The sequence below is a fragment of the Massilia violaceinigra genome, assembly GCF_002752675.1.
GTDB lineage: Bacteria > Pseudomonadota > Gammaproteobacteria > Burkholderiales > Burkholderiaceae_D > Telluria_A > Telluria_A violaceinigra.
Genome location: NZ_CP024608.1, coordinates 4,131,033 through 4,156,221, shown reverse-complemented (window position 1 = coordinate 4,156,221; position 25,189 = coordinate 4,131,033). Strand labels below are relative to the sequence as shown.

Annotated in this window: 19 protein-coding genes and 6 tRNA genes; 14 read left to right on the top strand and 11 right to left on the bottom strand. The window is 65.7% G+C overall.

Features of this window, described 5'->3' with window-relative positions; translation table 11 throughout:
• The first annotated feature begins 30 nt into the window (after positions 1 to 30).
• The gene (locus CR152_RS18620) at positions 31 to 1,188 is read left to right on the top strand and encodes a methyltransferase (RefSeq protein ID WP_099876958.1); all 1,158 of its coding nucleotides are present in this window, start codon (positions 31 to 33) and stop codon (positions 1,186 to 1,188) included.
• Entirely contained in the window at positions 1,167 to 1,940 is a 774-nt protein-coding gene (locus CR152_RS18615; RefSeq protein WP_099876955.1) for a substrate-binding periplasmic protein, read from the top strand. Before CR152_RS18620 ends, CR152_RS18615 begins: the two co-directional genes overlap by 22 nt.
• Positions 1,941 to 1,975: 35 nt before the next feature.
• On the opposite strand, the gene CR152_RS18610 is transcribed toward CR152_RS18615, so the two are convergent.
• Positions 1,976 to 2,554: a GNAT family N-acetyltransferase gene (locus tag CR152_RS18610; RefSeq protein WP_229413448.1), complete on the bottom strand. Its 579-nt coding sequence runs from the start codon at positions 2,552 to 2,554 to the stop codon at positions 1,976 to 1,978.
• Between the two features lie 87 nt (positions 2,555 to 2,641).
• On the opposite strand from CR152_RS18610, the gene CR152_RS18605 reads away from it, so the two are divergent.
• The 7 genes from CR152_RS18605 (at position 2,642) to CR152_RS18575 (ending at position 8,423) form a co-directional block, all read left to right on the top strand.
• Positions 2,642 to 2,718 (top strand) — tRNA-Met (locus CR152_RS18605).
• A 94-nt stretch (positions 2,719 to 2,812) separates the two neighbouring features.
• On the top strand, positions 2,813 to 3,046 hold the full coding sequence (locus CR152_RS18600; RefSeq protein WP_099876952.1) for a hypothetical protein: 234 nt from the start codon (positions 2,813 to 2,815) through the stop codon (positions 3,044 to 3,046).
• Between the two features lie 95 nt (positions 3,047 to 3,141).
• Positions 3,142 to 4,551, top strand: a complete 1,410-nt coding sequence (gene dbpA / locus CR152_RS18595) for an ATP-dependent RNA helicase DbpA (RefSeq protein ID WP_099876949.1) — start codon at positions 3,142 to 3,144, stop codon at positions 4,549 to 4,551.
• A 296-nt stretch (positions 4,552 to 4,847) separates the two neighbouring features.
• A complete protein-coding gene (tagH, locus tag CR152_RS18590; protein WP_099876946.1) occupies positions 4,848 to 5,480 on the top strand; it encodes a type VI secretion system-associated FHA domain protein TagH in 633 nt (210 codons plus the stop codon).
• Positions 5,473 to 6,246 (top strand): PP2C family protein-serine/threonine phosphatase, encoded by a 774-nt coding sequence (locus tag CR152_RS18585; protein ID WP_157778580.1) that lies wholly within the window; start codon positions 5,473 to 5,475, stop codon positions 6,244 to 6,246. The genes tagH and CR152_RS18585 overlap by 8 nt, the downstream gene beginning before the upstream one ends.
• Positions 6,243 to 7,940, top strand: coding sequence for a serine/threonine-protein kinase (locus tag CR152_RS18580; RefSeq protein ID WP_167399913.1), 1,698 nt, complete (start codon positions 6,243 to 6,245; stop codon positions 7,938 to 7,940). The genes CR152_RS18585 and CR152_RS18580 overlap by 4 nt, the downstream gene beginning before the upstream one ends.
• Before the next feature lie 18 nt (positions 7,941 to 7,958).
• Positions 7,959 to 8,423, top strand: a complete 465-nt coding sequence (locus tag CR152_RS18575) for a TssQ family T6SS-associated lipoprotein (RefSeq protein WP_099876938.1) — start codon at positions 7,959 to 7,961, stop codon at positions 8,421 to 8,423.
• A gap of 65 nt (positions 8,424 to 8,488) precedes the next feature.
• On the opposite strand, the gene CR152_RS18570 is transcribed toward CR152_RS18575, so the two are convergent.
• The 8 genes from CR152_RS18570 to gltX form a co-directional block, all read right to left on the bottom strand.
• Positions 8,489 to 9,064: an elongation factor P gene (locus tag CR152_RS18570; protein WP_099876935.1), complete on the bottom strand. Its 576-nt coding sequence runs from the start codon at positions 9,062 to 9,064 to the stop codon at positions 8,489 to 8,491.
• 118 nt (positions 9,065 to 9,182) lie between these two features.
• A complete protein-coding gene (gene earP, locus CR152_RS18565; RefSeq protein ID WP_099876932.1) occupies positions 9,183 to 10,358 on the bottom strand; it encodes an elongation factor P maturation arginine rhamnosyltransferase EarP in 1,176 nt (391 codons plus the stop codon).
• A 188-nt stretch (positions 10,359 to 10,546) separates the two neighbouring features.
• Positions 10,547 to 10,622, bottom strand: a tRNA-Glu gene (locus CR152_RS18560).
• Between the two features lie 56 nt (positions 10,623 to 10,678).
• Positions 10,679 to 10,754 (bottom strand) — tRNA-Ala (locus CR152_RS18555).
• A 65-nt stretch (positions 10,755 to 10,819) separates the two neighbouring features.
• Positions 10,820 to 10,895: transfer RNA gene (locus CR152_RS18550), tRNA-Glu, on the bottom strand.
• Between the two features lie 139 nt (positions 10,896 to 11,034).
• Positions 11,035 to 11,110 (bottom strand) — tRNA-Glu (locus CR152_RS18545).
• A 62-nt stretch (positions 11,111 to 11,172) separates the two neighbouring features.
• Positions 11,173 to 11,248 (bottom strand) — tRNA-Ala (locus CR152_RS18540).
• A gap of 64 nt (positions 11,249 to 11,312) precedes the next feature.
• Entirely contained in the window at positions 11,313 to 12,707 is a 1,395-nt protein-coding gene (gene gltX, locus CR152_RS18535) for a glutamate--tRNA ligase (RefSeq protein ID WP_099876929.1), read from the bottom strand.
• Between the two features lie 186 nt (positions 12,708 to 12,893).
• On the opposite strand from gltX, the gene CR152_RS18530 reads away from it, so the two are divergent.
• Entirely contained in the window at positions 12,894 to 14,204 is a 1,311-nt protein-coding gene (locus tag CR152_RS18530; RefSeq protein ID WP_099875410.1) for an IS1380 family transposase, read from the top strand.
• A 170-nt stretch (positions 14,205 to 14,374) separates the two neighbouring features.
• Here the strand turns inward: CR152_RS18530 and CR152_RS18525 are convergent, their stop codons facing one another.
• Both CR152_RS18525 and CR152_RS18520 read right to left on the bottom strand, forming a co-directional pair.
• Positions 14,375 to 17,830, bottom strand: a complete 3,456-nt coding sequence (locus tag CR152_RS18525; RefSeq protein ID WP_099876926.1) for an ATP-binding protein — start codon at positions 17,828 to 17,830, stop codon at positions 14,375 to 14,377.
• Complete coding sequence (locus CR152_RS18520; RefSeq protein ID WP_099876923.1) at positions 17,827 to 19,089, bottom strand: metallophosphoesterase family protein; 1,263 nt, start codon at positions 19,087 to 19,089, stop codon at positions 17,827 to 17,829. Before CR152_RS18520 ends, CR152_RS18525 begins: the two co-directional genes overlap by 4 nt.
• 304 nt (positions 19,090 to 19,393) lie before the next feature.
• On the opposite strand from CR152_RS18520, the gene CR152_RS18515 reads away from it, so the two are divergent.
• The 4 genes from CR152_RS18515 (at position 19,394) to CR152_RS18500 (ending at position 25,182) form a co-directional block, all read left to right on the top strand.
• Positions 19,394 to 20,890: a vanadium-dependent haloperoxidase gene (locus CR152_RS18515; RefSeq protein ID WP_157778579.1), complete on the top strand. Its 1,497-nt coding sequence runs from the start codon at positions 19,394 to 19,396 to the stop codon at positions 20,888 to 20,890.
• Between the two features lie 253 nt (positions 20,891 to 21,143).
• Positions 21,144 to 22,499, top strand: coding sequence for an SWIM zinc finger family protein (locus CR152_RS18510; protein WP_157778578.1), 1,356 nt, complete (start codon positions 21,144 to 21,146; stop codon positions 22,497 to 22,499).
• Positions 22,496 to 24,094 (top strand): DUF5691 domain-containing protein, encoded by a 1,599-nt coding sequence (locus CR152_RS18505; protein WP_099876916.1) that lies wholly within the window; start codon positions 22,496 to 22,498, stop codon positions 24,092 to 24,094. Before CR152_RS18510 ends, CR152_RS18505 begins: the two co-directional genes overlap by 4 nt.
• A gap of 5 nt (positions 24,095 to 24,099) precedes the next feature.
• Positions 24,100 to 25,182, top strand: coding sequence for an ATP-binding protein (locus CR152_RS18500; protein ID WP_208640270.1), 1,083 nt, complete (start codon positions 24,100 to 24,102; stop codon positions 25,180 to 25,182).
• Positions 25,183 to 25,189: the final 7 nt, after the last annotated feature.

The following is a 25,189-nucleotide window of genomic DNA, read 5'->3' as shown; positions in this document are numbered from 1 at the left end:
CCGTTTTTGCACCACTGACCGATCGCCCCCATGCAACCTGAACACACTGCCGACGCCCCGGCGCGCATCCACTGGACCGAAGAGGGCCAGCCGCGCAGTGCGCGCTGGCGCTCCGAGAGCGGCATGCCGCCGCCCAAAAAGGTGGTCATCGCCGATGACAAAACCCCGGCCGATGTGGCCTATCGCCTGGCCTGCGAAGGCACCGCCCTGCTCTGGCGCGGCGACTTTCACAACGCGCGCCAGCTGCTGCAGGCGCTGGCGCGGCGCGCCGACCATAAAGGCGGACGCGCCAAGCCAGCCAAGGTACCTGCCTCGCCGGCCGACGCGTTCCACCTGCACCGCCAGGCCCAGTCGCAGCGCGCGCGCACGCTGGCCATGCTGCTGCTGCCGTTCGAGGCCGACTACAGCGTGCCGCTGCGCCGCGCGCCGGACGTCAAGCAAGCCTGCAACGAAGCCTACGGACGCGGCGACGAACCGTTCGTGGCATCGATGCGCGAACTGCTTGGCCTGATCGGCGCCCACGAGTGGCGCAAGAACGGCGTCGAGATTCCGGCGCTGGAAGCGCGCATCCACCCCCACTACGGCGTGTTTTCGCCAATCCGCGGCGAGTACGTGGCGCTGGTGGCCGACGCCCCGCTGCCGCCCGCGTGCGCGCTGGCCTTCGATATCGGCACCGGCACCGGCGTGCTGGCGGCCCTGCTGGCGCAGCGCGGCGTCGGGCGCGTGGTCGCTACCGACATGGATGCGCGCGCCCTCTCCTGCGCGAGCGAAAACCTGCAGCGCCTGGGCGTGTCGGGCAAGGTCGAGGTGGTCCAGGCCGACCTGTTCCCCGAGGGACGCGCTAACCTGGTGGTGTGCAATCCTCCCTGGCTGCCGGGGCGCCCGAGTTCCTCGATCGAATACGCGGTGTACGATCCGGACAGCCGCATGCTCAAGGGCTTTTTGAAAGGCTTGGCGGCCCATCTGGCGCCCGGCGGCGAGGGCTGGCTGATCCTGTCCGACCTGGCCGAGCACCTCGGCCTGCGTCCGCGCGAGCAGTTGCTGGCGCTGATCGCGGCCGGCGGCCTGCAGGTGGTCGAGCGCCACGACGTACGCCCCACCCACCCGCGCGCCAGCGACCCCACCGACCCGCAGCATGCCGCACGCGCCGCCGAACTGACATCGCTATGGCGTCTGCGCGCACTGTAACGGCGCTGCTGGCCGCCGCCGTTCTGGCGAGCGGGCAGGCGCTCGCCTGCAGCCGGCCGCTGAACATGGTCAGCGAGGAGTGGCCGCCCTACTCCTTCACCAATGAGGAAAACGTCCAGACCGGCCTCGATATGGACATGGCCAAGGCCATCTTCAAGGAAGCCGGCTGCACCCTGGTGACGGCGCCGCCGATGCCGACCGTGCGCCGCATGCTGCTGTTCGAGCGCGGCGAATTCGACCTGATGCTGGCCGCCACCGACACGCCCGAACGGCGCCGTTTCGCGCGCTTTTCCAACGCCTACCGCCACGAGACGGTGGCGCTGTTCGCACTGGCGCGCGACTATGCGCGCTACGCGGGCATCAATGGCATGCCGGCGCTGGCGCGCGGACAGGCCGCCCTGCTGGCGCCGCGCATCGGCTGGTACGGGTCCGGATTCGCGCAGGCCGCGCCAACGCTGCGCGCCAGCGGCCGCCTGTTCGATTTCGCCTCGTTCGATCAGGGCATGCGCATGCTCGGCGCCGGACGCGCGCCGCTGATCATGGGCGACCGCGCCGCCGTGCTGTATGAGGCGCAGCGCCAGAAGCTGGTGCTGCGCCAGCTGCCCTTTGTGGTGCAGCAGGCGCCGGTGCACCTGATGCTCAGCCGGGCCAGCACCACGCCGGACGACCTGGCGCGCGTGAACGCCGCCATCGCGCGGCTGGAAAAGAACGGCACCCTGCAAGCGCTGCGCGAGCGTTACGGCTTGCGCTGACAGTCGCGTCAGGCGCCCGCAAGCACGGCCTGCCCTTATTCTTCGGAAGCGGCCATCGGGTTCGGCCGGGGAAGACGAAAAACGTCACGCTCCAGACCATCCGGAAAGCGGGAACGCCCTGTCAACGTTGCGCCAAGGCGCAGCACCAGCGCGCGCGCCGCGTGGTTATCGTCATTCATGTACGTGTCGACCGACTCCCACCGAAACACCTGAAACGCATGCTCGATCACGGCGCGCGACGCTTCCTGGGCGATACCGGCGCCGCGTGCCTTCGGCAGCAGCCACCAGGTCAGCTCACGCGGCCAACCTTTGCCCTGCCAGAAACCGCATACCCCAAGCAAGTCGCCACCCTCCCGCCGCGCAATCGCCCAGACACCAAAACCCTGCAAATGCCAGGCGCCCAGATCGGCCGCGAGCCGGGACCAGGCGCCGGCGCTGGTGAGCGGACCGCCGTAAGGGCCGGATGCGTCGGCATCGGTATAAAAGGAGGCGTACAAATCCTCGCATGCGGCCGACAGCGGCAGCAGGACAAGTCGTTCGGTGTGCAAAGTCGGAATATGCATGGGCAAATGGAATGAGTAAGCGATGTCTGCAAACTGTAGCATGGCCGTCATGACAGCCAGCGCCAGTGCGCCGGAAAGCCCAAGTCATTTCCGGCCATTGCACTTGTGCGAGAACCCCTGTACAATTCGCCGCTCAGACGCGGGGTGGAGCAGTCTGGCAGCTCGTCGGGCTCATAACCCGAAGGTCACAGGTTCAAATCCTGTCCCCGCAACCAAACACATTTTGAACTGAGCCCGACTCTTCACACAGCCGGGCTTTTGTTTTTAGAAAGGGACTAGCTGCCTTCAAGCCAGTCCACCGCGCTTCCCATGAGAGACAAAAAAGATAACGCGACCTTCGATCTGCCGGGGTTCGGCGCGGCTGCGCCGCTCGTTCACCCCCCTGCCGAAGCGCGCCGCACCACGGTGCCGCGCCAGCGCAAAGCCACTATCCGCCAGCAACAGCTCGAACTGCTCGACGAAACCGATGCCAGCGGCCTGCCGGTGTGGCGGCGCGACGACAATACCGACCTGACCGGCCTGCCCAACTGGGCTGCCGCGTAACATCCCCGGCGCGGCAGCCGTGCCGCGCCATCGCAGTACATCCATCTCCGGTCGCCTGTTAGACTGAGGCCATCCCCTTTTGCCCGAGCACCACCATGAATCCAAACGCCTTCGCCACCCTGCCGCTCACCGCCACCTTCCTGGCCAATCTGGACTCGCTCGGCTATCGCGAGATGACCGACATCCAGACCAAGAGCCTGCCGCACGTGCTCGACGGGCGCGACCTGATCGCCCAGGCCAAGACCGGCAGCGGCAAGACCGCCGCCTTCGGCATCGGCATTTTGCACAAGCTGAACCCCGCCTGGTTCGCGGTGCAGGGCCTGGTGCTGTGCCCCACGCGCGAACTGGCCGACCAGGTGGCCAATGAATTGCGCCGCCTGGCGCGCGGCGAAGGCAATATCAAGGTGCTCACGCTCACCGGCGGCGCGCCCATGCGCCCGCAGATCGCCTCGCTCGAACACGGCGCCCACATCGTGGTCGGCACGCCAGGCCGCATCCGCGACCACCTCGGCCGCGGCAGCATCGACCTGTCCAAGGTGCAGACCCTGGTGCTGGACGAAGCGGACCGCATGACCGACATGGGTTTCTACGACGAGATCGCCGGCATTGTCAGCGCCTGCCCGTCGCGCCGCCAGACCCTGCTGTTTTCGGCCACCTATCCGGACGATATCCGCCGCGCCACCGAATCGTTCCTGAGGAACCCGGTGGAAGTGGTGGTCGAAGCCCAGCACAGCGGCGACCAGATCGAGCAGCGCTTCTATGAAGTCGGCTTCGACAACCGCGACCAGGCGGTCGGGCGCCTGCTCAAGCATTTCAAGCCGGTCTCGGCCCTGGCCTTTTGCAACACCAAGGTCCATTGCCGCGAACTGGCCGACGAACTGCGCGCGCAGGGCTTTTCGGCGCTGGCGCTGTACGGCGAACTGGAACAGCGCGAGCGCGACGAGATCCTGGTGTTGTTTTCCAACCGCAGCTGCTCGGTGCTGGTGGCAACCGACGTGGCCGCGCGCGGCCTCGACATCGCCAACCTGGGCGCGGTGATCAATGCCGACGTGTCGAAAGACACCGAAGTGCACATCCACCGCGTCGGGCGCACCGGCCGCGCCGGCGAATCGGGCCTGGCGCTGACCCTGTGCGCACCGAACGAAAAGAAATGGGTGAAGCTGATCGAGGAATACCAGCACGCACCGGTCAGCTGGCATCCGCTGTCGGAACTGGCCGACGATGGCGAAGCGGCCGCGCCGGCGCCGATGGTCACCCTGGTCATCATGGGCGGCAAGAAAGACAAGCTGCGCCCGGGCGACCTGCTGGGCGCGCTGACCGGCGACGCCGGACTGACCAAGGAACAGGTCGGCAAGATCAATGTGTTCGAGTTCATGACCTATGTCGCGCTCGACCGCCACGTGGCCGAGCAGGCATTCCAGCGCCTCAACGCCGGCAACAAGCTCGGGCGCGACTTCGGCAATATCAAGGGCCGCAGCTTCAAGATGCGCTTTATCGACGCCTGAAAGAGCCAAGCCCAGGCGATGCCGTACGGCATCCTGTTGCGCGACCGATGAGCTGGACTTTGCGGCGGGGCAGTTATGCAGCTACACTAAACGTGTCACGCGCCCGGCTGCCCAGCAAATAAGCAGCAGGGCCGTCGCATGACCACCCAGAACGGTGTTCATGCCGGAAGAGACGGCAAATTGCGTTGTCCTGAGGCAAAATGCGTAAATTAGGTTCATCCGATTGATGCGCTTAATCGTTAAATCTGGCATGATTGCTTGAGATAAACATCGACGCTCCCCGCGGCCCCGCACTCATGAATACTAACGTCGTGCTTGATGACATTGAAACACTGAAGCAGGCTTTCCTGCGTGGCGCCGGCATACCCGCCGATGCGCTCGGTTCCGGCCTGACGCCGGAGTTGATGGAACTGATGGGCAAGCTGATGGCCAGCTCGCTGCAAGGCACCATCGACTTGCTGGCCCTGCGCTCGCTGGTCAAGCAAGAGGTCAAGGCCGATGTCACGATGGTTGTGATGCGCAACAATAATCCGCTCAAGTTTTTCCCGGACAGCCAGACCGTGCTGACCCAGATGCTGCGCAAGAAAATGCCCGGCTTCATGGAGCCGCTCGAATCGATCGACGATGCTTATAACGACCTGCGCAGCCACCAGAAAGGCATGGTGGCCGGCACCCGCGCCAGCATGGGCGCCATGATGGCGCGCCTGAAGCCCGAGCTGTTCGAGGCGGAAGTGTCGGGCGGCGGCATGATGGGAACCCTGATTCCCTCGCGCCGCCAGGCCGAGATCTGGAAGACGTACAAGCAGGCTTACCACACGGCCGAAGCGGAAGCGAAAGACCAGTTCAAGACCATCTTCGGCCCCGCTTTCCTGGCAGCGTATGAGAAAGAAGTCGAGCGTTCGAATGCCGCCGGCATCAGCAATGGTTGAGCGCAATCCGATCCGCCTGGCCTGGACCCGCATCAGCGAAATCGGCATGCGGGCCAGCAATCAGGACGCCGTCGGCGAGGCCCAGCACGGCGATATTTCCTGCTTCATCATTGCCGATGGCGCCGGCGGACACGAGGGCGGCGAGGTCGCCGCGAACATCGTGGTCGAGTCGATGCTGGAGAAATTTGCCAGCGTGCCGGCTTTCGGCGCCCATGCTTTGCTGTCCTACACGGCCCATGCCATCGCAAGTGTTGCGAAAAACAAACAGATTCAAGCGCAAAACCATGACATGAGCGCCACCGTGGCCGCCTTGCTGGTGGACCAGGCCAATGCCCATGCTTTATGGGCGCATCTGGGCGATACGCGCATCTACCTGTTCCGCGACGCCAAGCTGGTCAGCGTCACGCGCGACCACAGCCTGACCCAGCAACTGATCGACGCCGGCTACGCGCGCGCCGACCAGCTGCGCAGCCATCCCCAGCGCAACATCCTGTTCGCCGCCGTTGGCGCGGAAGGCGAAACCCCGGTCGCGCTCGGCGACGGCCCGGTCCAGCTGCTCGACGGCGACGCCTTGCTGGTGTGCAGCGATGGCTTGTGGGAATGGGTGCACGAAGACGAGATGGAACGCACCCTGGCCGAATCGGGCAACAGCGAGCAATGGCTGACCGCCATGTGCGCGCTGGCCGAGGCGGCCATGGAAGGCACCGACAAGGTACGCGACAATTTCTCCGCGTACGCCATCCGCGTCGAGAGAGAGATCGTATGAACGCGCTCGCCCCCGGCTCCGAGAACTGCCTGCCGATCGGCACCAGGCTGGCCGACTTTGAAATCACCGGCGTGCTCGGTGAAGGCGGCTTCGGCATCGTCTACATGGCGTTCGACCATTCGCTGCAGCGCAGCGTGGCCCTGAAAGAATACATGCCGGGCGTGCTGGCCACGCGCGCCAGCGACAACAGCATCCTGGTGCGCGCCGAACGGCATCAGGAAACCTTCAACGTGGGGCTGAAAAGCTTCATCAACGAAGCGCGCTTCCTGGCCCAGTTCGACCACCCGTCGCTGGTCAAAGTGCACCGTTTCTGGGAACAGAACCGCACCGCCTACACGGCCATGCAGTATTACGATGGCCGCACCATCAAGGATATCGTCACCCAGAGTCCGGAACTGGTGACGGAAGTGTGGTGCAAGAAGGTGATGAAGCAGATTCTCGACGCCCTCGAGATGCTGTACACCATGAAAATCCTGCACCGCGATGTGTCACCGGACAACATCATCGTGCAGGAAAGCGGCGACGCCGTGCTGCTCGACTTCGGCTCGGCGCGCCAGATCATTGGCGACCGCACGCGCGGCCTGACCGTGATCCTGAAACCGGGCTACGCGCCGGTGGAACAGTACGCCGGCGACGCCTCGCTCGACCAGGGCCCGTACACCGACATCTACGCGCTGGCCGCGGTGATGTTTTTTGCCATCATCAAGGAACCGCCCGCGACTTCGATCGCGCGCATGGTGCGCGATCCGGTCAAGCCGCTGGCCGAACGCGGCCTGCCCGGCTACAGCCTGGAATTTCTGGCGGCCATCGACAAAGGCCTGGCCGTGCTGGCCCAGGACCGTCCGCAGACCATCGACGCCTTCCGCGCCCTGCTCGGCATCGAAACCGGCGGCGAAGCGCCGCGCGCCCGTCCTACCGGCCCGGCCCAGCGCTTTGCCACGGTCGACCGCCTGCCGGATGCGGCGGTTGCCGCCACCGCTGCGGCGCCGGCTGGTGCTGCCGCCGCTTCTGCCGCGAAAGCGCCCGTGACCGATCCGGTCAAGCCGAACCTGTCCAAGTCCGCCGGCGGCTCGTCGCGCCAAGACCCGCAGGCGAGGTCCTCGCGCCGTCCGAAACCGGAAACGGCCGACAAGCCAGCCAAATCGGCCAAGCCGGCCGGCAAGGGCTTGCCGCCGTGGACCGGGATTGCCGCCTCCGGCGTGGTGATGGTGGCCGCGATCGCGGTCGGCCTGTATTCGCTGCTGTCCAAGCCGTCCGACACGATCATGGTGGCGCCGGCCCAGCCGGCGATCGCCGACGCCTCCGCCCTGCCGCCGCCCCCGCCGGCACCCGTGCCCGTGGCCGCCACCCCGGCCGAGACGCCAGTGCCAGGCGAGACCGTCGTTGCCACCCCTGCCGTTCCGGGCGAGGCCGTTGCCGCCACCGATGTGCTGGCCGATCCGGTCACCGATGCGGCGCGCGATGCGGCACCTGAGACATTCAACTATAAATTGTCGATCAAGCCATGGGGCACGATCTATGTCGACGGCAAGGAGGCTGGCGTCACGCCGCCCCTGAAAAAGCTGACGCTGCCGGCAGGCAAACACAAGATCCGGATCGCCAATCCCGGCTTCCAGGATTTCCAGCTGAGTCTCGACACCAGCAAAAACAAGTCACGCACGATTGAACATGATTTCACAGCGCAGCCCAAATAAACGCATTAAGATCGAGGCATGAACCGATCCCAACACTTCCTGATCTTCGCCGTCGTGGCCGCTGGCCTCGCGCTGTCCGGCTGCGCCACCACCGAACCGCAGCCCAAGACGAGCGCGACTCCCCGCCCGACGGCGCCGCGTCCGCCCACCCCGCGTCCACCGCCGCCGGTCGTGCCGTCCACGCCGACCGTCAGCGCCGACCAGGTGGCGCTCAACGAAGGCATCGAACTTTATAACCAGGGCTCGTACAACGAGGCCATCAAGCGCCTCGGCGCGGCCGACGTTACTGGCGGCTCCAAGGCCACCCAGGTCAGCGCGCACAAGTACATGGCTTTCAGCTACTGCGTGACCTCGCGTCCGGCCCCGTGCCGCCAGCATTTCGAAAAAGCCTTCAAGCTCGATCCGGCATTCGCGCTCGCGCCCGGCGAAAGCGGCCACCCGCTGTGGGGGCCGGTGTTCGCCAAGGCGAAAAAATCGAAGTAATCGCGCCGTACGGACGAAAAAAAACGCTGCCCATGAGGCAGCGTTTTTTTTGAACGGCAACGTGATCAGTTACGAACGACGCGCTTGTATTCGTTGGTGCGGGTATCGATTTCGATGACGTCGTCGGTGCTGACGAACAGTGGCACCTGAACCGAGTGGCTGTGCGCTTCGATGGCGTTTTCCAGCTTGGCTTCTTTCAGGACGTTACCCGACGTGTTGCCCTTGACTGCTGGCTCGGAGTAAGCAACCTTGCGTGCGATCGTGGTTGGCAGCTCGACCGAGATGGCCTTGCCGTCGTAGAACACGGCTTCGCATTCCATACCGTCTTTCAGGTAATGCAGTGCATCGCCCAGGTTTTCTTCTTCGATTTCGTACTGGTTGTACTCGGTGTCCATGAAGACGAACAGCGGATCGGCGAAGTACGAGTAGGTCACCGGCTTCTTGTCCAGCACGATGACGTCGAACTTGTCGTCGCCACGGAATACGTTTTCCAGTGGGCTGTTGGTCAGAAGATTCTTCATCTTCCATTTGTAGGTGAAGCCCGTGCGGCTCGAGCCGTTGACATCGGAACGCAACACGATCATAGGCTTGCTGTCAACCATAATAATGTTGCCAACACGAATTTCTTTTGCAGGTTTCATAAAGAGTGTACGTAAAAAGAGGGTTGCATAAAAATCATCTGTCGCCTGCTGGCATGACGCCGGAAGCTCACGTTTGATCGAGGTAAAAATACGTTAGAAATTAACCGAATATTGTACCTTATCCAGGCCGCGATGACCTAAGCGAAGCGGCAAAGTTCAGCAAATTACTGGTGAGATCGCCGTTTGCCAACATCTGGCGCTGCCAATCGTCGGCGCGCGCATGCAATTCGGGCAGCGCGGCTTCAAATGCGGGCCACAGCGGCGCCGGATCGGGATCGGCCGGCGTGGCGCCATTCCAGCACAGCGACAGCGCGGACAGGCTTTCCAGCCCGGCTGCGTAGCGCTGCAGGAAGGCGCGCAGTTTCTTGTGGTGCAGGTTTTCATCTTGCGGGTAGATATGCCAGATGAACGGGCGGCCGGCCCACTGGGCGCGCACGAAGGAGTCTTCCCCGCGCACGAAATTGAGGTCGCAAGCCCACAGCAGGCGGTCGTAGTCGGGCTGCGGCACGAAGGGCAGCACGCGCACCGTCAGCGCGCCACGGGTGCGCGCCGCGCCGGTGCTGGCCGGGGCTTCGAGGAAGGCCTCGACCGCTTCCGCCGCCACGCCTTCCGGCACCAGGCAGGTCATCGCCTGCGCCCCACTCTGCCAGGCATCGAACAAGGCAGCCACTGGCGCGTGCGGGTAGCAAAACAGCGAGACTTTGGTCGATGCCATTTCCTGCGCCGTCACGCCGAACTGTCCTAGAAAAGCTGCCATCTTGGGCGCATCTGCCTGGAACTGACGGCGTTCGTCATCGAGCGCCGCCTCGCGCATGAGGCCGCCGGTTTTGGCGGTGAAGCCGGGGAAAAAGAAGTGCTTCGTCAGCGGCAGGCGCGGATGGGACGACGGCAGCGTGTGGCAGCCTTCGACCCATTCTTCGGCCGTCAAGCCTTCGAGGTTGAACCAGACCGGACGCGGATCGCACTGGGCCATGGCCGTGATGTAGCCGGGCGGGATGTCGCAGGCGAAAAATTCGATGACGATGTCGGCGATGTCGGCGGGTGTGAACATGCCATCCTGGCCCGCCCAGTGGCGCACGGTCACGCCGTCGACCTGCTGCAGGGCGGCGCCGGGATCGACGTCGGGGCAGATGCGGTGGAAACTGGGCAGGTCGTCCACCCACAAGGTGACCAGAATGCCGTGTTCGCGCTGGAGTTGGCGCGCGAGGCGCCAGCAGATGCCGATGTCGCCGTAGTTGTCGACGACCCGGCAGAACAGGGCGAGGGTTGGGGCGGGATCGTTAGCAAGGGACATAGGGTTTTTTTGGTTCGGTTTGGTTCGGCGAAAAGTACCGTTAACCCACAAACCGTCGTCCCCGCGCAGGCGGGGACCCAAGTCCAGTGAGCCGTCGACTGCGCTACAAACTTGGGTGCCCGCCTGCGCGGGCACGACGGTGGGCTCGCACAATGCAAAAAGCCGCACAAGGCGGCTTTTGCACTAACTGGCGTCCCCAAGGGGATTCGAACCCCTGTACTCACCGTGAAAGGGTGATGTCCTAGGCCTCTAGACGATGGGGACCTGAACTGTTGTCAGGTAGTGGCAACTACCCGCAATGTACAAACTACATCAAAACTTGGTGGAGGTAAGCGGGATCGAACCGCTGACCTCTTGCATGCCATGCAAGCGCTCTCCCAGCTGAGCTATACCCCCCATGTAACGCGAACTACTCTGCGCTGGAATAACAAAGAACCGATTCATCGACTCTCTGGTAATACTGGCGTCCCCAAGGGGATTCGAACCCCTGTACTCACCGTGAAAGGGTGATGTCCTAGGCCTCTAGACGATGGGGACAGAAATCTGTCCTGGACGTATTCTACATCCTGACCTTACTTACCGCACCAACAAAAAACCCTGACTAGTCAGGGCGTTTAGTGGTACTAAACTGCGACTACATTGTACTACTTCGTACTGCTTTTTACTACTCGAATCCTGGCGTCCCCAAGGGGATTCGAACCCCTGTACTCACCGTGAAAGGGTGATGTCCTAGGCCTCTAGACGATGGGGACCCGGTACTGCAATCAGGTAGTGGCATCTACCTGCAATCTACTACAACAACTTCTTCGATTAGTGGTGGAGGTAAGCGGGATCGAACCGCTGACCTCTTGCATGCCATGCAAGCGCTCTCCCAGCTGAGCTATACCCCCGTCCGTCGAAGAAGCAGAATTATATACTAGGGCTTGCAATATGCAAAGCCCCGAGGCCAACAATTTAAACTTCGACTTTCAGACGCGAGAGAACCAGTTCGCGGCCCAGCAGCACCAGCACGGCATCGATTGCCGGGGTCTGCAACTGGCCGGTCAGCAGGAGGCGCAGCGGCATGGCCAGCACCGGCATCTTGATGCCGTTAGCAGCCAGCACTTCCTTGATCATCGCGGCCAGCGCTTCGCGCGTCCACTCGACCGTGGCGCAGCGCTCGGCGAACTGGGCCACGACAGGCTTGACGGCGTCGGTCAGGTGCTGGGTCATCAGTGCCGCGTCCGGCTGCGGGGTGCGGTAAAACAGCATCGCCGCATCGGCCAGTTCGTTGATGGTATTGGTGCGATCCTTCATCAGCGCCAGCGCGGCGGCCAGATCGGGCGCGCCGTCGAACTGGGCGCCCTGCGCTTCCATCTGCGGACGCGCCAGCGCCGCCAGGCGGGTGTTGTCGGCCTGCTTGATGTAGTGATTGTTCAGCCAGGCCAGCTTTTCCAGGTCGAACTGGGCAGCTGAACTGGTCAGGTGATCCGTATTGAACCACTCGCAGAACTGCTCCATCGAAAAGATTTCGTCATCGCCGTGGCTCCAGCCCAGGCGCGCCAGGTAGTTCAACATCGCTTCCGGCAGGATGCCCTTGGCCGGATAATCCATGACGCTGACGGCGGAGGTGCGCTTGGACAGCTTCTTGCCTTCATGATCGAGGATCATCGGCAGGTGGCCGTACTTCGGCAACGGCGCACCGATCGCGCGCAGGATGTTAATCTGGCGTGGCGTGTTATTGACGTGGTCGTCGCCGCGCAGCACGTGCGTGATCTGCATGTCCCAGTCGTCGACCGCCACGCAGAAGTTATAGGTCGGCACGCCGCCCGGGCGGGCGATGACGAGGTCGTCCAGTTCCTTGTTGGAAATTGTGATCGTGCCCTTGACCACATCGTCCCAGCTGACGTCGCCGTCGAGCGGGTTCTTGAAGCGCACCACCGGCTCGCGGTCGGCCGGTACCGCAGGCAGGGTCTTGCCCGGCTCCGGACGCCAGGTACCGTCATAGCGCGGCTTTTCGCCCGCCGCCGTAAAGCGCTCGCGCATGGCGTCCACTTCTTCCTTGGACGAATAGCAGTGGTAGGCGGTGCCCGCTTCCAGCATCTGGGCCAGCACCTCGCGGTAGCGGTCCATGCGCTGCATCTGATAGAACGGGCCTTCGTCGTGCATCAGGCCCAGCCACTGCATGCCCTCGATGATGGCCTGCACCGCTTCCGGCGTGGAACGCTCGACGTCGGTGTCTTCGATGCGCAGCACGAAGGTGCCGCCGAAATGGCGGGCGTACGCCCAGCTGTAGAGCGCGGTGCGGGCGCCGCCAAGGTGGAGGTAGCCGGTTGGGCTGGGGGCAAAACGGGTGCGGACGACGGTCATGGGATCGGTATGCTGAGATAAAGAGAAGTATTTTACAGCGTCGCCGCCGCGCCGCCCATCGGCGGCGGCGCGGCGGCGAAACAAAGATGCGGCCTAGCCCGGATATTTCGTGAGTAGAGGTCGGCGATCCCGTGCCGAAGCGCGTTGTTACTGGTATCTGACGCCAATCACAACCGGGGACCGCCGATGCCAAATTGTACCAATGAACCGATCAAGTTGGGGAGGGTTGGACGGCGCGTCGTTGAGGCGTCATTCGACGGCGGCGACATCGTCAGCGACGGCGGGGTTCTGCTGCTGCGCCAAGTGGATCAGCGCATCGGCTTAAGCAAAGCGATTGCGCGCGTATTCGAGGATCGACGCCGTCGTGCCAGCGTTTCGCACAGCATGCGCGACTTGCTCGCGCAGCGCGTGTACGGCCTGTGCTGTGGCTGGGAGGACGTCTGTGACCACAATGTGCTGCGCCGCGACTTGGCCATGCAAACGGCAGTGGGCCGGGCCGATGACTTGGCCTCGGCGCCGACGCTGAGCCGGCTTGAAACGTCCTCCACGCGCGCGCAGGCGGCCGCCCTGCATGGCGTTCTGCTCGATCAGTTCATCGCCAGCAAAGCTAAGCGGCCCAAGGAACTGGTGCTCGACATCGATGCCACCCACATGCCGCTGCATGGAGAGCAAGAGAAGTCCCACTTCCACCGCTACTACGACAATTACTGTTACTTGCCGCTGTACGTCTTCTGTGGCCAGGATATCCTCGCCTGCGTCTTGCGGCCCAGCAGCCGCGATCCGGCCGGTATCCTCAGCGCATTAATCAAATTGATCTCCCGGCGCTTGCGCCAGGCTTGGCCACGCATCCGCATCATCGTGCGCGGCGATTCCGGGTTCTGCCGTCATCAAGCTCTGCGCCGCTTCGAGAAATGGGGGCTGCACTATATCGTCGGCTTGCAAAAGAACTCAGCGTTGCTGCAACGAGTAGAGTTGGCCGAACTGGCACTGGCCGAGATGTATCAGAAGGCCGGTTCCAAGCAGCGCATGATCGGAGAATTCACTTATGCGGCGGGGACGTGGGATCGGCAACGGCGCGTCATCGCGCGGCTGGAACACGATGCGCGCGGCGCCAACCCGCGTTTCATCGTCACCAACCTGACTGGGGGTCCCAAGGCACTGTACGAACGCGTGTATTGCGCCCGTGGCGAAGCAGAGAACCGTATCAAGGAGGCGCAGCTCGATTTGTTCGGACGCCGTGCGAGCTGCCATAAATTCCAGGCCAACCAACTGCGGCTGCTACTGGCAGCGTTCGCCTATACCCTGATGATCAATTTGCGCCGCCTGGCTTTGGTTGGCACGGAACTGGCACGCGCCTGCACGGCGACGATCCGCATCAAACTGCTCAAGATCGGCGCGGCCGTCGTGCGCAACACGCGGCGCGTGCGCGTCATGCTCGCATCCCAACATCCACTCAAGCACGTCTTCCTCACTGCCGCCCGCGCGCTGGCACCATAAGCCCGCCAAGTGCTGTCCCCGGCACGCTATAAAGCAACGGGGGTAGGGGGAGTTACGTCTGCAATCAGGCCGCGCGGCAGAACCGACACCAGGAAGCGAGCAATCAACATGCCGCAGCCATGTTCGGCGCACCCCGGCCCTCAGATTGGCAGACTCATGAAATATCCGGGCTAGAGGCTGACGACCTGCAGCATCGGGGCCGGCACGCTGCGCTCGGCCACGCCGAGCAGGTGGGCATGGTGAGTGAACACGATCACCTGATGGTCCTTGGCGAAATCGGCGATCGCACGCAAGGCCAGCGCCGCGCGGCCGTCGTCGGAGGTCATCAACACGTCGTCGAGCACCACCGGCAGGTCGTAGCCGGCGTCGCGCCGGATTTCCAGCGCGGCCAGCCGCAGCGCCAGGTAGAGCTGGTCGCGCGTGCCTTCGCTCAAGCCCTCGACACGCACCTGGCCGCCATTGTCGCGCTGCGCCAGCAAGACCGGCTTGGCACCGGCATCGTCGCTGACCAGCCGCACGAACAGGCCGTCGGTCATCTGCTGGAAGTAGCGCGAGGCCGCCAGCAGCATCGGTCCCTGGGCGCGCTCGCGGAAACGCTTGAGCGCCTCGTCGAGCAAGGCATGCGCCAGCCGCGAGCGCATCCACGGCGCGATCGCCAGCCGTACCCCGGCCGCATCGCGCTCCATGAGCTCGCGCGCCACGGCCGCGGTATCGGCCGAATCGACCGCTTCCAGAGCGCGGCGCGCCGTTTCTTCGGCCTGGCGCGCGCTGCGCAAGCCCTCCTCCAGTGTCGCCAGCTCGGCCGAAACCTGGTTTTGCTCGTCGTTCATGCGCTCGGCGTCGTAGTCGCGCAGGAGCGCGCGCAGTTCGTCCACCGGCCGTGAGGATGCCGTGGCGAGGTCCCTGCGCACCCGGTCCGCCTCGGCCTGGGCCTGGCGCTTGCGCTGCGATTGCGCCTCCGCCGCCGGCAGCGCCTCGGGCGAATCGACGTCGGCCGCGCGGCACAGCCGCTCCAGTACCGCTTCATGGCGCAGCGCCAGGCTTTCCTGTTCGCGCTGGCGTTCCTGCGCCTCTTCCAGCGCCTGCTGCTTGAGCGCGCGTTCGCTGTCGATCCGCCTTGCCTGCGCCAGCCTTGCCTTGAGCTGTTCGACGTAATGCCGCAAGTCGGCGGCCGGCGTATCGCCCAGCGCCTGCGCCAGCTCGTGACCCTGCCCCAGCAGCCGCTCGAATGCCTGCTGCGCGCGCAGCTCGCGCGCGCTGACGCTGTCGAGTTCCGCCTTGGCCTCGCCCAGGCGCCCGAATTCGAGCAGGCGCGCACCCGCCGCGGCGACACCGGCCTGCGGATCGAGGTGCAGCGCGCCGTACACGCCCGACGACACCGCCGCCGCCGCGCCGGCCAGTTGCTCTTCCAGGGTCTTCTGCTGCGCCTTGAAGCGGCGCTGGTGCTGTTCGCGCTCGGTGCGCTTGCCCAGCGCGGTGCTGAGCGCATGCTGGCGCCGCTCAATGTCGTTCTGAATCTCTCCCACCAGCGACCACAGGGTGGCCAGCGAGCCGTTGGCCGGCGCTGCCACGCCAACCGCCGATATCGCATCGCACAGATCGTCCACCAACGCGCGTTCGGTTGCGCGCGCCATGTCCAGCTCATCGGTCAGCGATTGCAGGTTGGCGCTCTGCTCGCGCGCCTCGGCAAGCCGGGACTGCCATTCGCGCAGCGCTTTCGGCGCCAGCTGCGGCAGACCGCGCGCCGCCAGCGTGGCGTTCCAGCGCTCCTGCGCTGCCGCGCTGCGCTGCCCGGTCGCCGCACGTTCGTGTTCGATGTCGGCCAACTGCTGCGCAAGGCGCGCCAGCTCGTCCTGGCTGCCCTGCAGCTGCGTCGCGCGTTCGGTGTCGCGTGCCAGTTCGTCGACCAGCCGGTCGGCGTCGCGAACATCGGCCTCGAAGCTGTCGAGCAGTGCGCCGGGCGCCGGATTGCCGCCGGCGTTCGCCTCGCGCACCTGCGCCCAGTGGCCGTCGCGCTGGCCACGCGCGGCGCGCACCTGCGTCATCGTCGGTACCGCGCCGGCGGCCAGCAACTGCTCGCATCTGGCCGCGGCCCCCGCGTGCTCGGTTTTGAGCTGCGCGAGCTGCTTGCGCAGCGCCGCCAACTCGCTGTCAGCCATATCGAACTCGCTGCGCGCGGCATCGATTTCACTGTCGAGCAAGGCTCGCACTTTGATGAGCGCCATCTCGTCCGCCAGCCCCAGTGCCGCCACGTCGGCGGCGACCTGCCGCTCCAGCTGCCGGATGTCGGCCGGAAGCTGCTCCTTGCGCTTCATCAGTACTTCCTTGCGCCTCGCTTCGTCGCGCACCGCATGCAGGGCGCTCACCAGTGCGGGCGCCGGCAGCGCGTCGGCGGCCTGCTCTTCATCGTCCTCCAGCGGCAGTGCCGATTCCAGATGCTGGTGCAGCCGCTGTTGCGCCACTTTGAAGTCGCCAAGCACCTCTTCGATCCGGGCGCGCGCGGCCGGCGCCGGCGCCATTGCCAGCACGGCGTGCGCCGCCACGCCGGGCACGATGGCGCCGGCGCGTTCGTCCAGCAGGCGGCGCGCCTCGGCCACCTGGTCCGCGGCGTCGGCAATCGTGTTACGCAGGCTCTCGAACGATTCGGCGCTGGCGGCCAGGCGCTCGATGCGGGCGGCCGCGTCGAGCGCAGCATGGTCCGGCGCCAGGGCCTTGAGCTGGGTGGACAAACGCTGTACTGCGTCCTGCGCCGCTTGCGCGTTCTGGCATGCGGCGGCCAATCCCGCTTGCGCGGCGGCCCGTTCGGTGGCGGCGTTTTCCGCCAGCAGCGGCACGTCGTCGAGTTCCGACAGCATGGCGCCCGCCTCGTCCTGGGTGCGGATCAGCGGCGCCACGCCGCGCAATTCGGACAGGCGCAGCTGCCGGCGGTTGGCCTCCTCGTGGCGCACCTCCAGTTCGGACAGCCGCTTGGCCGCCGCCTGGTGCTCCTTGAAGCGTTCCGCCCACCATGCCGGCTTGATCTGCGCGGTCTTCAATTCGGCATGATGTTCGCCGTAGCTGCGCAGCGCCTCGTTGATGCGCCCATTCTTTGCGCGCGCACCGGGCATGAAGTAGGTGCGGGCCGACTGGTCGAGCCGCTCCAGCACCGACGGAATGCTGCGCACCCCGGCGCTGGCCTCGAACAAGGCCGCGCCGATCTCGCCGTGGCCGGCCAGCAGCGCCTCGCCGCCGTTGCGCAGGCGGTCGTGGTCCAGGCCGAACATGGCTTCGTAATCCTCCTTCGACAAGCCGCAGGTGATCAGCGCCTCGACATCGGGCGTGACCGGGCTGCCGTCGGCATACTGCAGGGTGTTGGTGCGGCCCTTGCGGCGCATGATGTGATAGGACTTGCCGTTGCGGTCCACCAGCACCCCGCCCAGCAGCATGTTGCGGTGCTCGTGCACGAAATTATCGCGGCTCAGCTGCGGTATGCCGAAGCGCAGGTCCGAGATCGCGCGCAGGGTCGACGACTTGCCCGCTTCGTTGGGACCATGGACGAACACCACGTTCTGTCCGGCGCTGCCGAAATCGAGCTTGCGGTCGGTGAAGGGACCGAAGGCGGTCAGGTGCAGTTCGCGCAGCTTCATCGTGCGATTCCTTCCATGCCGCCCAAGTGCGCAAGGACGGTCGCCTCGGCGTCGGCCAGCAGCGCGCGCAGTGCTTCCGGCGGCAGCGCCGCAGGGTCGCAATCTGCCAGCCCGGGCGGCAAGGTCCCCAGGGCGCCGAGCTGCGCGAGCGCCCATGCGCGCAGGTGTTCCTCGCTGGATGCGATCTCGTCGACCAGCTGCACCACCTCGCCGACCGCGTCCTCGCGCTTCAAGGCAGCATCACGGTCGAGCGGCGAGCGCAGGTCGAGCTTGACTTCCTCGACCCACAGGTCGGCGCCTTCGAAGTCCTGGGTGCCGGCCTGGATGGCGGCGGCAATGGTGCCGGGCTGCTCGGCCTCGACCCGGTGCAGCTCGGTCTGGCCGCTGACGATCACCCGCAGCGCGTGCAGGCGCCCGTGTTCGCCGGCCACCAGTTCACCAGCCGCCTTCATGAATCGCTGGCGCAAGGCATTCAGGTCGGGTGCGCCGCCGGCGTCCAGTTGCAGGCGGTGCCAGCGCACCACGTCCAGCGGCACGAACTGGGCGCTGGTGATGGCGCCGCCGTCCACCGTCACCAGTTCACAGCCCTTGGGCCCGGTCTCCTTGGCGTGGCGACCCTGCAGATTGCCGGGATAAACGATGCGCGGATGGGCCTCGCGCACAACCTCGCGCGCGTGCACGTGGCCCAGCGCGAAATAATCGTAACCCCTGGCGCACAGCGCGTCGACCGTGGTCGGCGCATACACGTCGTGCCCGCCCCGTCCGTTCAGGCTGGTGTGCAGCACACCGATGTTGAACATATTGGCGATGGCGTCGGGATAGTGCTCGACCAGGTCTTCCGGCACGGCGCGGTTCGGGAAGCTGCGTCCGTGCAAGGCCACGCCGAGCCCGTCGATCGTGAACGTCTCGACTGCGCTGGACTTGAACGTATGCACGCCATCGACCGGCGGAAGCTGTTTGGTGATCTGGCTTTCGGCGTCGTGATTGCCCTTGACGATGTAGACGCGGATGCCCTCGCGCGTCATGCGCACCATCTGGTCGCGGAAAAACAGGCCAGTGCGGAAGTCGGCCCAGTTGCCGTCGTAAATATCGCCCGCCAGGATGACGAAATCGACCGTCTGCTCAATCGCGAGGTCGACCAGGGCCGACAAGGCCCGGCGCGTGGCGCCGCGCAGCTCCTGCACCGGCGCGCCCTCGTAGCCGTTCAGCCCGCGCAAGGGACTGTCGATATGCAAATCGGCGGCGTGAATAAATTTCATGATCTGACCTCGGTAAGTGACCTCGACAAACGGCAGCCGTATTGTAGTGGCTACTGGCAAGGATTTGCTGACTCTTGCGAACTGCGGGACAGGCGCCCGCCTGCCGCACACCGCCGCACATCCACGCAACGGTGTCCGGCCATGCGACGACTCCTGTTTTTGCTGCGGTACTGCGGCTGCGTCGGCTCAAGATCAGCGTGGCGGCGGCGGGCTATCGTCGCCACGTAAGCCACCCTCATCGATGGCCGTGCCGCCAGGCATCCCCGCGCTTCCCGGCCGGAAGCGACCTCTCTGGGAAATCACCATGAAACGACGCACCTTCTTAACGATGGGCAGCGCAGCCGCCCTCGGCAGCGCCCTGATGGCTTGCGGCGGGTCGGACGAGCCGCCACCTCCTTCCCAGCCGGCACCACCAGCGCAGCTGGGTACGGTGATTGCCTGGAACAACATTGCCCTCGACGCCGTGCGCGCCACCCGCATGCCGCCGCCGATCGCCGCGCGCGCGCTGGCGATCGTCCATAGCGCCATGTACGAAGCGTGGGCGGCCTACGACAGCGTCGCCCTCGGCCAGTACCTTGGCGCGCAGCTACGCAGGCCGGCCGCCGAACGCACCCCCGCCAACAAGGCGCTGGCGATCAGCTTCGCCGCCTACACGGCCCTGCTCGATCAGTTTCCCAGCCAGCAAGTTGCCTTCGATGCGCACCTCGCCGCGCTGAACAGCCGCCCGATCGACGCCTACAACAACAGCGCCACGGCCCCGCGCCTGGGCACCATTGCCGCGCACGCGGTGCTCGACCGATGCCGCGACGATGGCGCCAACCAGAACGGCAAGCTGACGCCGGGCGGCGTGCCGTTCGCCGACTACAGCGGCTACCTGCCACGCAACCCGCCGCTGCTGGTCACCCAGCCCACGCCGCGCGCCAACATTCCCTTCCCGGGCCTGTGGCAGCCGCTTTCTTTCGACGCTGGCGGCGTGCGCCGCACCCAAACGTTCCTGACGCCGTTCTGGGGCAGCGTGCGCCCATTCGCCCTGGGCGCGGGCGGCCAGTTCCGCCCGCCTCCGCCGGCCGCCTTCGGCAGCAGGGAATTCATCGACCAGGCCGAGCAGGTCGTCCAGCTCCAGGCCGCCCTGACCGAACGCCAGAAGGCGATCGCCGACTACTGGGCCGGCAGCACCGTCGGCGAGCTGCCCGGCTCTTACTGGTGCCGCTTTGCGCAACTGATATCGGAGCGCAACGATTACAGCGAGGATGACAACATCAAACTGTTCTTCGCCCTGTCCAATGCGGTGTTCGACGCCAGCATCGCCGCCTGGGACGCCAAGCGCGCCTACGATTTCGCACGCCCAATCAGCGCCATCCGCTATCTGATGCAGGGCCGCATCATCCAGAGCTTCGGCCCCGAAGGCCCGGCCGGCGGACTGCGCCCGGTCGCCGGCGAAGCCTGGATGCCATTCCACCCGGCGAGCGCGCCCACGCCCGCGTTTCCCGACCACGTGTCCGGCCACAGCACGTTCAGCGCCGCCTCGGCCGAAATCCTGCGCCGCTTCACCGGCAGCGACACCTTCCGGCACGAGGTGACGATAGCGGCGCGTTCGCTGCTGATCGACCCGGCCCTGCCGTCCGCGCCGGTGCCCCTGGCATGGGAAACGTTCAGCGATGCCGTGGCCGAAGCGGGAATCTCGCGCGTCTACGCCGGCATTCATTTCGAGCGCGCCAGCACCGACGGGCGCACCCTGGGCACCCAGGTTGGCGCCGCCGTGTTCGCACGCGCGCAGGCGCTCTGGCTGGGTTATGCCTGAAGCGACAGCCTGAAGCGGCAGCCTGAGGGGACAGTCTGAGACTGCAGCCTGAAGCAGCAGCCCGGGGCCGCAGCCTGCGGCGAGAGCCTCAGGCGACAACCTGACGCGACAGCCCGGGCCGGGAGCACACCTGGCCCTGGCTGTCCCCACACTGCCTTTCCGGCAAAAAAGACTTCCCAAAATTAACGTCAGCGGTTAACTTACTATCTTTAATCATTTGCCAACGGTCATGGGCCGGTGGCATTGTTCCTCCATGACTTTGAACGCCGATCAAATCCTCGCACTGGCGCCCGATGCGAGTTCCGCCAAAGCCGGCAGCCAGCTGGCAGGGCCCGCCAAGTGGGGCAACCTGGGCCGGACCGAAACGGCCGTGTGGGGCGAATGCCAGGGCAGCGGCAAAGTCCCCTACCGCACCCAGATCGACCTGGGCGAGCCGGCCTTCAAGTGTTCCTGCCCCAGCCGCAAGTTCCCGTGCAAGCACGGCATCGGCCTGTATCTGTTATTAGCCAGCCATGGCCCCCTGTTCACGGACGGCGCGCCGCCCCAATGGGTCAGCGACTGGCTCGACAGCCGTCAGCAGCGCAGCGAAAAGAAACTCCAGAGCGCCGCCGAAAAAGCCATCGCCACCACCCCCGAGCAGGCGGCAGCCCAGGCCGCGGCGGCGCAAAAGCGCGAGGACAAGCGCGACAGCAAGGTCGCGGCCGGCATCGCCGAACTGCAAACCTGGCTCGAAGACCTGGCGCGCGAAGGCCTGTCCACCCTGCGCGCACGCGGCCCGGCGTTCTGGAACGACATTGCCGCGCGCATGGTCGACGCCCAGGCCGCCGGCCTGGCTGCGCGCCTGCGCCGCGCCAGCGGCATGTGCTTCGACACCACCCTGCCCGACTGGGAAACCCAGCTGGCGCGCGAACTGGCATCGATCTACCTGCTCGGCACCGCCTGCCGCCGCCTGCCGGACCTGCCGCCCGAACTGCAAAGCGACGTGCGCACCCTGGTCGGCTGGACCGTCAGCCAGGAAGAGGTGCTGGCCCAGGCCGGCGTGCAGGACCGCTGGCAAGTGCTGGCCCAGCACACCGGCGACAACGAGCGCATCCGCGCGCGCACCACCTGGCTGCGCGGCATGGCAAGCGGACGCTGGGCCATGATCCTGCAGTACGCCGCCGGCACGCAAGGCTACGACAAGGTGCTCGCGCCCGGCACGCAGTTCGACGGCGAACTGTGCTTCTATCACAGCGCGTATCCGCTGCGCGCCCTCATCAAGCAGCAAGACGCCTTCAGCACGCTCGATGCAAGTCTGGCGAACGCTCCCACGCTCGACGCTTCGCTGGCGGCCTACGCCGAGGCGCTGGCGCGCAACCCTTTCCTCGACCGCTTTCCGCTCGTGCTCGACGCCATGGTGCCGCATGCGGGCGGCGCGCCCCACCTTGCTGGCGCCGACGGCCGCATCATCCCGCTGCACGCAGGTTTTCGCCACCTGTGGCCCCTGCTCGCGCTCAGCGGCGGCCATCCGGTGACCGTGATCGGCGAATGGGACGGGTATGCCATCGTCCCGCTCAGCGTATTCGCGGAAAACCGCTTGCATCATTTTGACAACGAGACCGTAGCATGAGTTCCCCGCTTCCGATAAAGATTCATAAGACACTCCAGATCGGCACCTCGCGCGCCGCCCCCGGCTTCGACGACGACTTGCCGCTGGCCCTGCGCGACAGCGTGCGCAGCCGTCCCGGCGCCGCTGCCGCCACACAAGAAGAAAACCTGTGGCTCTCGCTGGCCGCTCACGCCCTGTGGCAGCGCGCCGGCCATCAGCCGGCCGCACCGCAGCCGGCCGCGCCCGCGGCGCCATCGAGCGACAGCGATACCCTGCGCGCCTGCCCGGCGCAGGCCGAACGCGCGCTGGCGCTGCTGCTGCAAGATGAATTTCCGCAGGTGCGCTCCGAATGGCTGCGCCTGGCCAACGCTGATAAGTGCCGTCTGCCGCCGCGTCTGCTGCCGGGTGTGCTGGACATGGGCACCGCGCATCGCCCCTTGCGCGCGCTGATCGATGGCGTGCTCGGCGCGCGCGGCCACTGGCTGGCGAAACAGAATCCCTCCTGGAACTGGGTGGGGGCCGATACCGACGATGTGCGCTTGCTGTGGGACGACGGCAATATCGAACAGCGTGCCAACGCGCTGCGCGACATGCGCGCCCACGATGCCGCCGCCGCCCTGCAGGCCCTGCAAGCGACCTGGCCGAGCGAGACGCCGGAACACCGCGCCACCCTGCTCGGCTGCCTGTCGGTTGGCCTCGGCCTTGCCGACGAAGCCTTCCTGGAAAGCGCGCTTGACGACAAGCGCAAGGAAGTGCGCAGCGTGGCCCAGCGCCTGCTGGCCGGCCTGCCCGGTTCGCAACTGGCGCAACGCATGCTGGCGCGCGCCATGCCGCTGCTGCGCGTCGAGCGCAACGGCGACTCGGCCCACCTGCTGGCCGATGTGCCGCATGAGCGCGACAAGAGCATGCAGCGCGACGGCGTCGGCGCTGGCCTTTACCCCGCCATGGGCGAAAAATCGGGCTGGCTGGTCGACATTCTGGCGGCCGTGCCGCCGACTTACTGGTCGAGCACCTTCGATGCTTCGCCGCGCACCTGCCTGACCCTGGCCATGGCCAGCGAGTTCAAACACACGCTGCTGCTGGGCTGGTCGAGCGCGCTGCAGCGCAGCCTGCAGGCCGGCTACGATGCCGGACTGCACGCTTGGTTCACCGCCTTCCTCGACCTGTATTTAAAGTCCTCCGGCATCCACACCCACATGCCGCGCGATTTTTTCGGCCTGTTCGGCACCCTGCCCTTCGATGCCGCCGACGATTTGCTCAGCACCCTGGTCGAAGCGACGCCGGCGGCGTGGATGCGCGCCCATTCGAGCCTGATCGACATGCTCGACGATGCCGCCAAGAGCGCCCAGCGCAACTGGCCGCTGGCCTTGTCCAAGGCCGTGGTCAGCCGCATCCAGGCCGGCTGCGCGGCCAACACGCTGCAGAGCTGGTCGCTGAGCTATACCATGGCCTCGCTCGCGCTGGTGCTCGACCCGCGTGGCATCGACGCCTACGAAAACGGCTGGCCGAAAGACATCCCCGAGTTCGCGCAATGGGAAGACACGGTCGACAAATTCCTGCGCACCCTGCGTTTCCGACACGATATGTATCAATCTTTTCAGGAGCAATCCGTATGACCGCCATTTCTACCATCCTGCGCCAGCACGCTGAAACGCAATACGCCGAGGAACTCGCAGCGCTGGCCGCGGTCGACACGCGTCAGCGCCCGCCGCGCTGGAAACTGTCGCCATGGGCCGTGTCCAAATACCTGCTGGGCGGCACGCTGGACAATGGCGTCGAGATCAGCGCCAAATACATCGGCAATGCGCGCGTGATCGAAATCGCCGTGGCCACGCTCGCCACCGACCGCGCCCTGCTGCTGCTCGGCGTGCCGGGCACGGCCAAGTCGTGGGTGTCGGAACACCTGGCCGCCGCCATCAGCGGCGATTCGACCATGATCGTGCAGGGAACCGCCGGCACCAGCGAAGAAGCGGTGCGCTTCGGCTGGAACTACGCGCAGTTGCTGGCCAAGGGTCCGTCGATGGAAGCGGTGGTGCCAAGCCCGATCATGCGCGCCATGCGCGACGGCAAAATCGCCCGCGTGGAAGAACTGACCCGCATCCCGAGCGAAGTGCAGGATAGCCTGATCACCATCCTGTCGGAAAAAATGCTGCCGATCGCCGAACTCGACGATGAAGTGCTGGCGCAAAAAGGGTTCAATATCATCGCCACCGCGAACGACCGCGACCGCGGCGTGAATGAACTGTCGAGCGCGCTCAAGCGCCGCTTCAACACCGTCGTCTTGCCGCCGCCGGCCACCGCCGACGAGGAAGTGCGCATCGTCGAAACGCGCGTCGCCAGCCTCGGCCGCGCGTTGGAGTTGCCCGGCGAAGTACCGGCGCTGGAAGAAATCCGCCGCGTCGTCACCGTGTTCCGCGAACTGCGCGCTGGCGTCACCACCGACGGCAAGCGCAAGATCAAGGCCCCCAGCGCCAGCATGAGCACGGCAGAAGCGATTTCGGTCATTACCAACGGCATGTCGCTGGCCGCCCACTTCGGCGACGGGACCATGCGCGGCGCCGATGTGGCCGCCGGCATGATCGGCGCCATCATCAAGGACCCGGTCCAGGACCGCGTCGTGATGCTGGAATACCTCGAAACCGTGGTCAAGGAACGCGAAGGCTGGAAAGACCTGTACCGGGCCTGCCGCGACGTGATGAATTGACTGGCCG

Bases quoted from the DNA above. Each gene is read 5' to 3' on its own strand.
- CR152_RS18620 (WP_099876958.1), top strand. From the start codon at position 31: ATGCAACCTGAACACACTGCCGACGCCCCGGCGCGCATCCACTGGACC.
- CR152_RS18615 (WP_099876955.1), top strand. From the start codon at position 1,167: ATGGCGTCTGCGCGCACTGTAACGGCGCTGCTGGCCGCCGCCGTTCTG.
- CR152_RS18610 (WP_229413448.1), bottom strand. From the start codon at position 2,554: ATGACGGCCATGCTACAGTTTGCAGACATCGCTTACTCATTCCATTTG.
- CR152_RS18600 (WP_099876952.1), top strand. From the start codon at position 2,813: ATGAGAGACAAAAAAGATAACGCGACCTTCGATCTGCCGGGGTTCGGC.
- dbpA (WP_099876949.1), top strand. From the start codon at position 3,142: ATGAATCCAAACGCCTTCGCCACCCTGCCGCTCACCGCCACCTTCCTG.
- tagH (WP_099876946.1), top strand. From the start codon at position 4,848: ATGAATACTAACGTCGTGCTTGATGACATTGAAACACTGAAGCAGGCT.
- CR152_RS18585 (WP_157778580.1), top strand. From the start codon at position 5,473: ATGGTTGAGCGCAATCCGATCCGCCTGGCCTGGACCCGCATCAGCGAA.
- CR152_RS18580 (WP_167399913.1), top strand. From the start codon at position 6,243: ATGAACGCGCTCGCCCCCGGCTCCGAGAACTGCCTGCCGATCGGCACC.
- CR152_RS18575 (WP_099876938.1), top strand. From the start codon at position 7,959: ATGAACCGATCCCAACACTTCCTGATCTTCGCCGTCGTGGCCGCTGGC.
- CR152_RS18570 (WP_099876935.1), bottom strand. From the start codon at position 9,064: ATGAAACCTGCAAAAGAAATTCGTGTTGGCAACATTATTATGGTTGAC.
- earP (WP_099876932.1), bottom strand. From the start codon at position 10,358: ATGTCCCTTGCTAACGATCCCGCCCCAACCCTCGCCCTGTTCTGCCGG.
- gltX (WP_099876929.1), bottom strand. From the start codon at position 12,707: ATGACCGTCGTCCGCACCCGTTTTGCCCCCAGCCCAACCGGCTACCTC.
- CR152_RS18530 (WP_099875410.1), top strand. From the start codon at position 12,894: ATGCCAAATTGTACCAATGAACCGATCAAGTTGGGGAGGGTTGGACGG.
- CR152_RS18525 (WP_099876926.1), bottom strand. From the start codon at position 17,830: ATGAAGCTGCGCGAACTGCACCTGACCGCCTTCGGTCCCTTCACCGAC.
- CR152_RS18520 (WP_099876923.1), bottom strand. From the start codon at position 19,089: ATGAAATTTATTCACGCCGCCGATTTGCATATCGACAGTCCCTTGCGC.
- CR152_RS18515 (WP_157778579.1), top strand. From the start codon at position 19,394: ATGAAACGACGCACCTTCTTAACGATGGGCAGCGCAGCCGCCCTCGGC.
- CR152_RS18510 (WP_157778578.1), top strand. From the start codon at position 21,144: ATGACTTTGAACGCCGATCAAATCCTCGCACTGGCGCCCGATGCGAGT.
- CR152_RS18505 (WP_099876916.1), top strand. From the start codon at position 22,496: ATGAGTTCCCCGCTTCCGATAAAGATTCATAAGACACTCCAGATCGGC.